The sequence below is a fragment of the Roseibium sp. LAB1 genome (assembly GCF_054658235.1).
Window position 1 is genome coordinate 1,529,247 of sequence record NZ_BAAGIB010000001.1, and the last position, 11,531, is coordinate 1,540,777.

General features: G+C 61.4%; 12 protein-coding genes. 9 read left to right on the forward strand and 3 right to left on the reverse strand.

Annotation, left to right across the window (positions count from 1 at the left end; all coding sequences use genetic code 11):
* The first annotated feature begins 16 nt into the window (after nt 1–16).
* Genes ACYQ54_RS07160 through hpaI form a run of 4 tightly spaced genes read left to right on the forward strand, consistent with a single transcriptional unit; the run spans nt 17 to nt 3,889 of the window.
* On the forward strand, nt 17–1,435 hold the full coding sequence (locus ACYQ54_RS07160; protein ID WP_460080651.1) for a pyridoxal phosphate-dependent decarboxylase family protein: 1,419 nt from the start codon (nt 17–19) through the stop codon (nt 1,433–1,435).
* The gene (locus ACYQ54_RS07165) at nt 1,432–2,286 is read left to right on the forward strand and encodes a fumarylacetoacetate hydrolase family protein (RefSeq protein WP_460080652.1); all 855 of its coding nucleotides are present in this window, start codon (nt 1,432–1,434) and stop codon (nt 2,284–2,286) included. The genes ACYQ54_RS07160 and ACYQ54_RS07165 overlap by 4 nt, the downstream gene beginning before the upstream one ends.
* Complete coding sequence (gene hpaH / locus ACYQ54_RS07170) at nt 2,283–3,092, forward strand: 2-oxo-hept-4-ene-1,7-dioate hydratase (RefSeq protein ID WP_460080654.1); 810 nt, start codon at nt 2,283–2,285, stop codon at nt 3,090–3,092. Before ACYQ54_RS07165 ends, hpaH begins: the two co-directional genes overlap by 4 nt.
* 8 nt (nt 3,093–3,100) lie before the next feature.
* Nucleotides 3,101–3,889 carry a 4-hydroxy-2-oxoheptanedioate aldolase gene (gene hpaI, locus ACYQ54_RS07175; protein WP_460080656.1) on the forward strand — a complete coding sequence of 263 codons (789 nt, stop codon included), beginning with the start codon at nt 3,101–3,103 and terminating at the stop codon, nt 3,887–3,889.
* A 354-nt stretch (nt 3,890–4,243) separates the two neighbouring features.
* Here hpaI and ACYQ54_RS07180 read toward each other — a convergent pair whose 3' ends face one another.
* From ACYQ54_RS07180 to ACYQ54_RS07190, 3 genes are all read right to left on the reverse strand, one after another.
* The gene (locus ACYQ54_RS07180; protein WP_460080658.1) at nt 4,244–4,906 is read right to left on the reverse strand and encodes a L,D-transpeptidase; all 663 of its coding nucleotides are present in this window, start codon (nt 4,904–4,906) and stop codon (nt 4,244–4,246) included.
* A gap of 172 nt (nt 4,907–5,078) precedes the next feature.
* Nucleotides 5,079–6,023 (reverse strand): sugar kinase, encoded by a 945-nt coding sequence (locus tag ACYQ54_RS07185; RefSeq protein WP_460080661.1) that lies wholly within the window; start codon nt 6,021–6,023, stop codon nt 5,079–5,081.
* Nucleotides 6,020–6,712 carry a GntR family transcriptional regulator gene (locus ACYQ54_RS07190; RefSeq protein WP_460080662.1) on the reverse strand — a complete coding sequence of 231 codons (693 nt, stop codon included), beginning with the start codon at nt 6,710–6,712 and terminating at the stop codon, nt 6,020–6,022. Before ACYQ54_RS07190 ends, ACYQ54_RS07185 begins: the two co-directional genes overlap by 4 nt.
* A gap of 93 nt (nt 6,713–6,805) precedes the next feature.
* On the opposite strand from ACYQ54_RS07190, the gene uxaC reads away from it, so the two are divergent.
* The 5 genes from uxaC to ACYQ54_RS07215 all read left to right on the forward strand — a co-directional run bounded on the left by uxaC (nt 6,806) and on the right by ACYQ54_RS07215 (nt 11,511).
* Nucleotides 6,806–8,248, forward strand: a complete 1,443-nt coding sequence (uxaC, locus tag ACYQ54_RS07195; RefSeq protein ID WP_460080665.1) for a glucuronate isomerase — start codon at nt 6,806–6,808, stop codon at nt 8,246–8,248.
* A 23-nt stretch (nt 8,249–8,271) separates the two neighbouring features.
* A complete protein-coding gene (locus tag ACYQ54_RS07200) occupies nt 8,272–9,252 on the forward strand; it encodes a TRAP transporter substrate-binding protein (protein WP_460080666.1) in 981 nt (326 codons plus the stop codon).
* 151 nt (nt 9,253–9,403) lie between these two features.
* On the forward strand, nt 9,404–9,901 hold the full coding sequence (locus ACYQ54_RS07205) for a TRAP transporter small permease (RefSeq protein WP_460081699.1): 498 nt from the start codon (nt 9,404–9,406) through the stop codon (nt 9,899–9,901).
* 1 nt (nt 9,902) lies between these two features.
* Nucleotides 9,903–11,183: a TRAP transporter large permease gene (locus ACYQ54_RS07210; RefSeq protein ID WP_460080669.1), complete on the forward strand. Its 1,281-nt coding sequence runs from the start codon at nt 9,903–9,905 to the stop codon at nt 11,181–11,183.
* A gap of 10 nt (nt 11,184–11,193) precedes the next feature.
* Nucleotides 11,194–11,511 (forward strand): cupin domain-containing protein, encoded by a 318-nt coding sequence (locus ACYQ54_RS07215; RefSeq protein ID WP_460080671.1) that lies wholly within the window; start codon nt 11,194–11,196, stop codon nt 11,509–11,511.
* Nucleotides 11,512–11,531: the final 20 nt, after the last annotated feature.

Consider the following 11,531-nt stretch of genomic DNA (forward strand, 5'->3'; position numbering starts at 1 on the left):
CGGTTGGACGACAGCAATGAACTGGACTGACTTTGCCGGCTGGGGCCGGAGGGTGGCCGACTGGGCCGCAGATTATCATCAGACCCTGCGGCAGCGGCCTGTCCGCGCCCAGGTGAAACCCGGCGAGATCCTCAACGCTCTGCCCGAGGCACCGCCAGAACTTGCCGAGGAGATGGAGACGATCTTCGCGGACTTCGAGAAGATCGTGCTGCCGGGCATGACCCACTGGCAGCACCCGCGCTTCTTTGCCTATTTCCCCGCCAATGCCTCGCCCCCGTCGATGCTGGCGGAATATCTCGTCACCGCCATGGCGGCCCAGTGCATGCTGTGGCAGACCTCTCCTGCCGCCACCGAGATGGAAACCAGGATGATGGACTGGCTGCGCCAGGCCGTTGGACTGCCCGACACCTTCACCGGGGTGATTCAGGACAGCGCGTCCACCGCAACCCTCGCCGCCGTGCTGACCATGCGCGAACGCGCCCTTTCCTGGGACGGCAACAAGGCCGGTCTCAGCGGTCAGCCGCGCCTGCGCGTCTATTCCTCCAACGAGGTCCACACCTCCATCGACAGGGCCATCTGGATCTCCGGCATCGGCCAGGACAACCTGGTCCGGATCCCGGTTAACGGCCCGCGCCGGGCGATGGATCCGGACGCGCTGCGTGCGGCCATTGAAGCGGATCTTGAAGCGGGTTTCAGACCCGCGGGCATCATCGCCTGCACCGGCGGAACAGGTGTCGGCGCGTCCGATGATGTTGCCTCTGTGGTTGCCGTCGCGAGGGACTTCGGCCTCTATGTGCATCTTGATGCAGCCTGGGCAGGCGCAGCCATGATCGTGCCCGAGTACCGCGACCTCTGGGCAGGCGTGGACGGCGTCGATTCCATGGTCTTCAACCCGCACAAATGGCTCGGTGCCCAGTTCGACTGTTCCGCCCATTTCGTGCGCAATCCGGAAGACCTTGTGCGAACGCTGGCGATCCGGCCGGAATATCTGAAAACCCACGGCCACGACGGCATCGTCAACTATTCCGAATGGTCCGTTCCGCTCGGTCGCCGCTTCCGGGCTTTGAAGCTCTGGTTCCTGCTGCGCTCCTATGGCCTTGAAGACCTGCGGCAGCGGCTGCGCAACCACGTCGACTGGTCGGTTGCGCTCGCCGAACGCCTGCGCGCCGAACCGGATTTCGAGATCGCGTCCGAGCCTGTCCTGTCCCTGTTCAGCTTTCGCTATACGCCGGCAGGAACGCAGGACCCAGACGCACTCAACCAGTGCCTCGTAGATGCCATCAACGATGATGGCAGGATCTACCTGACCCAGACTTTGCTCGACGGTTCCAAGGTGATCCGTTTCCAGGTCGGTCAGTTCGACTGCACCCGGGAAGATGTCGACGTCGCCTTCGACGTCATCCTTGAAATTGCCAGAAACAGGGAGCCCGCATGACCCGGCTCGCGACCTACAGCGCCGACGGAACACGATATTACGGGGCCGTCACCGATACCGGCATGATTGCTCTGTCGCCGGATTTTCCGCAGTGGCCGACGCTTTACGACGCCATCCATGCCGGCGGCCTGCAGGACCTTGTCGCAGCCGCGAAGGGCAAGCCGGTTACGCATACCGATTTTACCTATGAAATGGTGTTGCCGAACGCGCCACGTATCCTGTGTGTCGGCGTCAACTTTCCCGACCGCAATGCGGAGTACAAGGACGGTAGCGCGCAGCCGAAATACATGTCCCTGTTCCCGCGGTTTGCCAGCGGGTTCACCGGTCACGAGCAGCCGCTGATCCGGCCGCCGGAAAACCACACGCTCGATTACGAGGGCGAAGTGGCCATCGTCATCGGCAAGGCCGGCCGGCGCATCAAGGTGGAAGACGCCTACGACCATATCTGCGCCCTGACACTGTGCAACGAAGGCACCATTCGCGACTGGGTACGACACGCGAAATTCAACGTCACCCAGGGCAAGAACTGGGACCGGTCCGGCTCGCTTGGCCCTTGGCTGGTTGCTTTCGAAAACGCTGCGCAACTTGACGAGGCCCGCATTCAGACCCGCGTCAACGGAGAACTGCGCCAGGATGATTACCTCAAGCGCATGACATTCCCGATCCGCGAGGAAATCGCCTACATCTCGACCTTCATGACACTTCAGCCCGGTGACATCATCGTCACCGGAACACCGACGGGCGCAGGCGCCCGTTTCGACCCTCCCCGCTATCTGAAACCCGGTGACGTGGTCGAGATCGAGGTCGATGGGATCGGCATTCTGCGCAATGGCGTGGAGGATGAAAAATGAACCTGAGCGAAGCAGACATCTCCAGGGCCGCAAGCGATCTCCTGAACGCGGAAAAGACGCTCGAGCAGATCGGTCTTCTCACCCTGCGCCATCCGAACCTCGACATGGACGGGGCCTATGCGATCCAGAAGGAACTTGCCAGGGCGAAGCTTGCCGAGGGCCGCACGACCATCGGCTGGAAGATCGGCCTGACGTCGAAGGCCATGCAGGACGCGCTCAAGATCGATATTCCGGACAGCGGTGTCCTCTTCGACGACATGCTGTTTGAAACCGGAGCCACCATACCGAAAGGCCGCTTCATCCAACCGCGCATCGAAGCGGAAATCGCCTTCGTCATGAAAGCACCTCTCGGCGGAGCCAACGTCACGCGGGAGGATGTTCTGGCGGCAACGGATCACATTTGCCCGAGCCTGGAAATTCTGGATACCCGTATTCAGCGGGTCGATCCGGAAACCGGCCAGGCCCGCAAGATCTTCGACACCATCGCCGACAACGCCGCCAATGCCGGACTTGTGTTGGGCGCGGAGAAACACGATCCCGGTGCGACCGACCTGCGCTGGATCGGTGCCATTGTCAGCCGCAACGACGAGGTCGAGGAAACCGGTCTTGGCGCTGGTGTGCTCAACGATCCGGTGGAAAGTGTCGTCTGGCTGGCGCGGCGCATGGCCGATTACGGACAGACAATCGAAGCAGGGCAGATTATTCTCTCCGGATCCTTCATCCGGCCGGTGGAATGCCCGCCCGGCTCGAGGGTCCACGCCGATTTCGGCCCGTTCGGGTCTGTTTCCTGCTCTTTCGCGTCATAGGGAAAACCATGCCAGCGCCTCAAAACGCCTTCAAAGCCGCCATGAAGTCCGGTCAGCCGCAGATGGGCTGCTGGGTCGGACTTGCCGATGCCTATACGGCGGAAATCACTGCAAGTGCCGGCTTCGACTGGCTGTTGATCGATTGCGAACACGCACCCAACGACCTCAGATCCATGATGGCGCAGCTGAAAGTGGTCGAGGCCTCCACCAGCAAACCGGTCGTGCGGGTGCCCATCGGCGAGACCTGGATGATCAAGCAGTTCCTGGATGCCGGTGCGCAAACACTGCTGATCCCCATGGTGGAAAGCAAAACTCAGGCGCAAGAGCTTGTCAGCGCCGTGCGTTATCCGCCGGTCGGCATGCGCGGCGTCGGGTCGGCTCTCGCCCGCGCATCCCGGTTTTCCGCCATTCCCGATTACCTGACGACCGCCGACGGCGAGATCTGCCTGCTGGTGCAGGTGGAAAACCGCGCCGGCCTGGCGGAGCTTGACGGCATCCTGTCAGTCGAAGGTGTTGACGGCGTCTTCATCGGCCCGTCGGATCTGGCCGCCGATATGGGGCACCTCGGCGACCCGATGCACCCGGAAGTCGTCGCCACGATCCTGGACGCCCTGAAGCGCATCAAGGCTGCCGGCAAGGCACCGGGAATCCTGACCACCAATCTAGATTTCGCCCGCACCTGTCTGGAACTTGGTGCCACCTTCGTCGCCACGTCGATCGACGTCACCCTCTACGCCGCCGCCATCCGTGGGGCTGCCCGGCAGGCAAAGGAGTTACTCGGGTCGGTCGAAGGCTAAAGGCCAGAGGCTCGTTGCAGTCTCTTGAACAAGGCGCCCATCCTTCGAGACGGGCCTGACGGCCCTCCTCAGGATGAGGCCTTGGGGCGGCAGTATGAGCTGTCCTTGACTGTCCGGATCCGAGACACCTGCCTGCCAGAATCCCGGACGCTACGTCAGACAGGTCACCATGTCGGACTTTCCACCCCCGAGAGCCCCTTCACCGAAGAGCCTTCCAACCACCCTCCTCATCCTGAGGAGGCGCGAAGCGCTGTCTCGAAGGATGGGCCGCGTGAACGAAAAAGAGCCGCCAGTCCATCTGTAGGGACCTGGCGGCTCTTCGAACATGAGGCCGTAGTCGATCGTGCCGAAAACCTAGCCCAGCACAACCACCTTGGCGCCGACATTGACGCGGTTATAGAGATCGATGATGTCCTGATGCCACATGCGGATGCATCCGCTGGAGGCATTGGTACCAATGCTGGAGGGCTGGTTGGTGCTGTGGATGCGGTAGAGCGTATCCTTGTTGCCCTGCCACAGATAAAGCCCGCGCGCGCCGATCGGATTGCTGGGGCCGCCTTCCTGTCCATCGCGATATTTTTCCAGCCTCGGATCGCGTTCGATCATCTCGTCTGGCGGGAACCACTTCGGCCACTCGCGCTTGAAACGAATTTCCGCTTCACCGTTCCAGGCAAAGCCGGCACGACCGACACCAATGCCGTAACGGATGGCACGGCCACCGGGCTGGATCAGGTAAAGATACTTGCTGCGGGGATCGACGACGATGGTGCCGGTGGGATATTTGCTCGGATAGAACACCACCTGGCGCAGATATTTCGGGTCGAACTTCTGATACTGGATTGCCGGAATCGAAAACCCGCCATCGGTTCTGGCGGCATAGGCCGTTGCGTAATCCGGCGTGCCGTCAGCCAGCGGGGTCAATCCCGCCTGCACTGTTGAATTCTGCTGGCTCTGGCAGGCAGCCAGAAGCAAGGGTATTGCGGCAACAAATGTGCGTCGGCTCATCCTTGAAGCCATAGGCGCGTCCTTTCAGCGGCAAGCGCGAACCGTCAATGCTTGCGATGATACGGTTCTGACAGGATCAGAAAAATCTAAAAACAAATCACGCGATCCAGAAAGGAAAGCAACATATTTATGGTAAACAGTTGATTAAAATTGGGGCTTTTCTGCCGTTAGGTCACATAATGGCTCAGGCGCTCAACCTGTTGCGGCAGGCAATCAGGTCCATTCTGGTGACTGGCACCAGTGCCCCGCGACTGCCTATCACATGGGCTGCCAGGGCACAGCCCGCACGAACGGCTTCACGCGTTCTTGCCCGTTCCATGAATTCGACCAGAAAGGCCGCATTGAAACTGTCGCCCGCGGCGGTCGTGTCGACAACCACGCTGGCGGGTTCCGGTTGATACTGAAAACTGTCTCCGTCGGCCCCGCGCACGAGGATCGGCCCGGCACCATTCTTGACCACAACCAGCCGGGCGCCGTTACCGAGATAACGGGCTGCGGTAGCCTCTTCGTTGGTATCGCTGAAATGGCTGGCTTCATCTTCAAAGGACGGCAGGACGATGCCGGCAACACTGGCGGCTTTCATCGTCCATCGGCACATCTCATCGCTAGACGGCCACAGGCGCGGGCGCAGGTTCGGGTCGAAGACGATTTCCGCTCCGCGTCCGGCAGCCGCCTGCAGGGCGGCCAGCAGCCGATCCCGGGCATCTTCGGTCAGGATGGCGACGGTAATGCCGGAAAAATAGAGCAGGTCCCCTTCCCCGGTGGTCTCAAGCGCAGACAGATCGTCGGCAAGATGGCGGGCTGCGGACTGCGAGCGCCAATACTGAAAGCTTCGCTCACCCTCGCTCAGAAAGATCATGTACATGCCCGGCGCAGCGCCTTTCACCCGGGCCATCAGCGGCCTGATGCCGGCCGCCTCGACAAAATCCGTCAATTGCCCGGAGAGGTCGTCGTCACCGACGGCGCTCAGGTAGGCGACGTCCAGCTTTTCGGGATCCGCCAGTTGGCGTGCGTACCAGGCCGTGTTGAACGTGTCGCCGGCAAAGCCGACAGCATAAGTGCCCGACGGTGTCGGCGAGAATTCGACCATGCATTCGCCGATGGCGAGAAACCGCATCGGCATACTCATTCCTCGAAATGATCCTGGTTTTCGGCACGGATGCGGCCGAGAATGGTGGCAATCCGGCCAAGATGCTCGGTCAGCATGGATTCGGCCAGTTTGCCGTCCCGTCGGCGCATGGCCGAGATGATGCGGTAATGGTCATCGAGCGCTGCCTGGGCCCCGGAGGCCAGTGACAGGAACCGCACCCGATCCATGTGCGCTTTCTGCTCGCGGATCAGCGCCCAGACGTAGTCATGCCCCGAGATTTCGCAGATCCTGCGGTGAAAAGTATCGTCGAGCGTGTGAAACAGCTGGCGTTCATTGGCATCCACTGCCGCCTGCTGTTGCGCAAGAAGCTGTTCCAGATCATCGATCTGCTCGTCGGTGATCACTTCGATCGCAGCCCGCATGCAGGCAACTTCCAGCGCCGTCCGCACGAACTTGGCCTTCAGCACCGCAACCTCCGAGATCTTGGAGATAACGGTTGCCCGTTGAGGCCGGATCAACAGAAAGCCGAGCTGGGACAGACGGTAGAACGCATCCCGGACCGGCTGGCGGGACACACCGAAGGCCTTGGCCACTTCCGCTTCCGACATGCGCGTGCCCGGTGCCAGATCCAGTGACAGGATCTGCTGGTGCAATTCCTCGAACACCGTATCTGCGACGGTCGGGATCTTGATCGGCTCGAGCACCTTCAGGGCGCTACTTTCTGACATCAGCGTCGTCTCCGTTGACTCGTCTACTCAACTAGCATATCAGTTTACTAGTAGCAACATCAGCCCGTCCAAAGGCGGCCTTGGGAGAAACGAATGTCACTGGAAAGAGCGGATGCACCGGATATCTCGGGACAGGGCCTCGACCCGCACCGCCTGTTTCCCGCCGATGCGGCCTCGCGCTCGCTCGCAGCAGAGCTTTACGCCACCATCAAGGATCTGCCGATCGTCAGCCCGCACGGGCACACGGACACGCGCTGGTATGCCGAAAACGAAGCCTTCCCAGACCCTGCGCAACTGTTCATCGTTCCCGATCACTACGTGTTTCGCATGCTGTTCTCGCAGGGCATCGACCTCAGCCAACTGGGCGTGCCGCGCATCGATGGCGGCTTGAGCGAGACCGACAGCCGCAAGATCTGGCGCATTTTTGCGGAGAACTTCCATCTCTTCCGGGCAACACCCTCACGCATGTGGCTGGAACACGCCTTTCAGGAAGTCTTCGGCTGGACCCGGCGCATCTCGGCCGACACCGCCGACGAGGCCTACGACCACATTGCCGATTGCCTGACCCGCCCGGAGTTCCGGCCGCGCGCCCTGTTCGAACGCTTCAACATCGAGGTGATCGCGACCACGGAATCCCCCCTTGATGACCTGAAATGGCACCGCCAGATCCGCGACAGCGGCTGGAACGGCCGGGTCGTCACGGCCTATCGCCCCGATGCGGTCGTCGATCCGGAGTTCGAGGGATTTGCCGCCAATATCGAGACATTCGGTGCACTTGCGGGCGAAAACGCCACCACCTGGCAGGGCTATCTCAACGCCCACCGGGACCGCCGTGCCTATTTCAAGTCCTTCGGCGCCACTTCGTCCGATCACGGCCACGCCACCGCCCGCACCGAGAACCTGTCGGCAGCAGAAGCGGAAGCCCTGTTCCAGAAGGCCCTGAAAGGGAGCTGCACTGCGGAGGAAGCCGATGCCTTCCGCGGCCATATGCTGACGGAAATGGCGCGCATGAGCCTTGAGGACGGACTGGTCCTGCAGATCCATCCGGGGAGCCACCGCAATCATTCGGCCGGCATCATGGCTGCCCATGGCCGAGACAAGGGTTTCGATATCCCGACCCAGACCAGCTACGTCAAGGCGCTCAAGCCGCTGCTGGATGCGGTCGGCCTGGAAAAGAACCTGTCGATCATTCTCTTCACGCTGGACGAAACGGCCTACTCTCGGGAACTGGCCCCGCTTGCAGGTGTCTATCCGACGCTCAAGCTCGGTCCGGCATGGTGGTTCTACGACAGCCCGGAAGGCATGCGCCGTTTCCGGGAACTGACCACGGAAACCGCGGGTTTCTACAACACAGTCGGCTTCAACGACGACACCCGCGCCTTCTGCTCGATCCCGGCCCGCCACGACGTGGCCCGCCGGGTCGATTGCGCTTACCTCGCATCGCTCGTGACATCCGGGAGGCTGGACGAGGACGAGGCATATGAGGTCGCTCACGACCTCACTTACAGGCTTGCCAAGCAGGCCTACCGGCTCTGACGAGCCAATTTCGGGAGGAGACTATGAAAGTATTGAAGACCCTTGCGGCATCGCTTCTGGCGACCGCCGCCCTCACATCCGCATCGCTTGCATGCGAAGTGACCCTCAAATCGTCCGACACCCATCCGGACGGCTATCCGACGGTCGAGGCTGTCAAGCAAATGGGCAAACTGCTCGAAGAGCGGACCGACGGTCGCATCTGCGTCGAAGTGTTCCATTCCGCCCAGCTGGGTGAGGAAAAGGACACCATCGAGCAGACCAAGTTCGGCGTCATCGACCTGAACCGCGTTTCCATGGGCCCGTTCAACAACCTGGTCGAGGAAACCAAGGTTGTCTCGCTGCCCTACATCTTCAAGGGCGTCGATCACATGCACTCAGTGATGGACGGTCCGATCGGTGACGAGATCCTGGCGGCGTTCGAACCGCACGGTTATGTCGGCCTTGCCTTTTACGACGGCGGCTCGCGCAGCTTCTACAACAAGGTCAAGCCGATCAAATCGATTGAAGATCTTGAAGGCATGAAAGTTCGCGTCATGCAGTCCGACATCTTTGTCGACATGATGTCCGCTCTCGGCGCCAACGCGACTCCGATGCCCTACGGCGAAGTCTATTCGTCCATCCAGACCGGCGTTATCGACGGTGCGGAAAACAACTGGCCGTCCTACGAGTCTTCCGGTCACTTCGAAGTTGCCGGCTACTACACGTTGGACGAACACCTGATCGTGCCGGAAGTGCTGGTCATGTCGAAGAAGACATGGGACAGCCTCTCTCCGGAAGACCAGGCTGCCGTCCGCCAGGCCGCCAAGGACTCCGTGCCCTTCATGCGTGAACAGTGGCAGGCCCGCGAAAAGGCCTCTGAGGAAAAAGTCCGCGCTGCAGGTGTCGAGGTCGTCACCGAAATCGACAAGGAGCCGTTCATGAGCGCCATGGACAGCGTCTACGAGAAGCACGTGACGTCTGAAAAGCTGAAGGATCTCGTCGCCCGCATCCGCGCGACCGACTGATCTTCGCAAGCCCGCTGCCGGTAAAGCTGTTCCGTGTTCCCATGAACGCGGAACGGCCCGGCCGGCCGCGGGCCGTTCTTCAGGATCCGCCTTGACCGGATCCCGGTTTCAGGATCTCGACGTGCAGCCCCATCTCAAGTTCGCCGCGCAGATGTTGCGCCTTGTCTCCACGGCAGCGCTCTGGCTTGCCGGAGGCGGCCTCATTCTCATGACCGTGTTCATCACCGCGCAGGTGTTCATGCGCTACGTGATGAACGACAGCCTCGTCTGGTCGGAGCCGGCCTCCGTCATCCTGATGGGCTGGTTCATCTTCCTGGGCGCCGCCGTCGGCATCCGCGAAGGCTACCATCTCAGCTTCGACGTCCTGCTCTACTTTCTGCCTCAGGGTGCCAAGCTGATCCTTTTCAGCATCTCCGATGCCGTGGTTGCCGCTTTTGGCGCAGGCATGGCCTGGTTCGGTGCGGAGCTGGCGCTTTCCGCCTGGGACGTAAAGCTGCCGTCCCTCGGAATCTCGGGCGCGGTCGATTTTCTGCCACTGGTCGGTGGTGGCTGTCTGGTTTTTCTCTTTTCCGTCGAGCGCCTGGTGCGCCGCGCTGCCGGGCTGCCGACCGCACGCTTCGGTGAAGATCCTATCGAAGAGGCTGCTTGATATGGAACCCGTAATCCTCTTCGGCACGTTCACGATCCTGCTCCTGATCGGCACCCCTGTCGCCTTCTGTCTGGGCGCTGCATCGCTGGCCACGGTGCTTTACATGGACCTGCCACCCGTCGTCGTCTTCCAGCGGTTGAACTCCGGTGTCTCCGTCTTCGCGCTGATGGCCATCCCCTTCTTCATCTTTGCCGGTGAACTCATGGTGCGCGGCGACATTGCCCGCAGACTGGTGGCACTTGCCGGTGCCGTTGTCGGGCATATGCGCGGTGGCCTCGGCCAGGTGAACATCGCCGCCTCCGTCCTCTTCGGCGGCATTTCCGGGTCGGCTGCGGCCGATGCGACCGCCATTGGCGGCCTGATGATCCCGCAGATGAAGGAAAAGGGTTACTCGGTCGAATACGGCGTCAATGTCACCGTGGTCTCGTCGATCATCGCGCTGATGCTGCCGCCCTCGCACAACATGATCATCTATTCGATCTCGGCAGGAGGACGCCTGTCCATCGCTGATCTGTTCACCGCCGGCATTCTGCCCGGCTTGCTGCTCGCAGTCTCGCTGATGATCACCGCCTGGTTCGTTGCCCGCCGCGCCGGTTATCCGACGGAACGCTTTCCCGGTTGGTCAGCTCTGGGCGCCCTGTTCATCAACGCCATTCCGGGTCTGCTGTTGATCGGCATCATCTTCGGCGGCGTGCGCTCCGGCGTATTCACCGCATCGGAAAGCTCCTGCATCGCGGCCGTCTATGCCCTGCTGGTGACCACGCTCGCCTACCGCACGATGCACTGGCCCGAATTCGTCGCCGCCACCAAGGCTGCCGTGCGCACCACCGCCATGGTGCTGCTCGTCATCGGCTGCGCGGCCTCCTTCGGCTGGCTGCTGGCCTTCCTGCACATCCCGGCCCAACTGGTGGCATTCATGAAGGGGATCTCCGAGAACCCGCTGATAATCCTCTTGATGATCAACATCGTTCTGCTCTTCCTCGGCACCTTCATGGACATGTCGCCGCTGATCGTCATCACCACGCCGATCTTCCTGCCGGTCGCCACCGCCTTTGGCGTCGACCCGGTTCATTTCGGTGTCATCCTGGTGCTCAACCTCGGCATCGGCCTGTGCACACCGCCGGTCGGCACCGTGCTCTTTGTCGGCTGCGCCGTCGGCCGGATATCGGTCTGGGATGCAATCAGGACCATCTGGCCCTTCTATGGCGCCGCTGTCTTCACATTGCTCCTGGTGACCTACATTCCGTCCCTGTCGCTGTGGCTGCCATCCCTGTTCCATTGAGGCACATCCAATGTTCGTGAAATCCTTTCCCGAAGTGACAGCCGACCCGGGCATCCGCCGGCAGGTTCTTTCCGACAGTCCGGACCTGATGGTGGTTGCCTTCCGATTTCAGCAGGAAGGCGCGGAAGGCAAGCTTCACAATCACCCGCACGTACAATCGACCTATGTCGAAAGCGGCCGCTTTCGCTTCACCATCGACCGCGAGACGTTCGACGTCAGCCCGGGCGACAGTTTCGTCATTCCTTCCAACGCCCTGCACGGGTGCGTCTGCCTTGAGCCGGGCACCCTGATCGACACTTTCACGCCGCGCCGCGACGATTTTCTTTGAACACCGCCTGCATCCAAGGA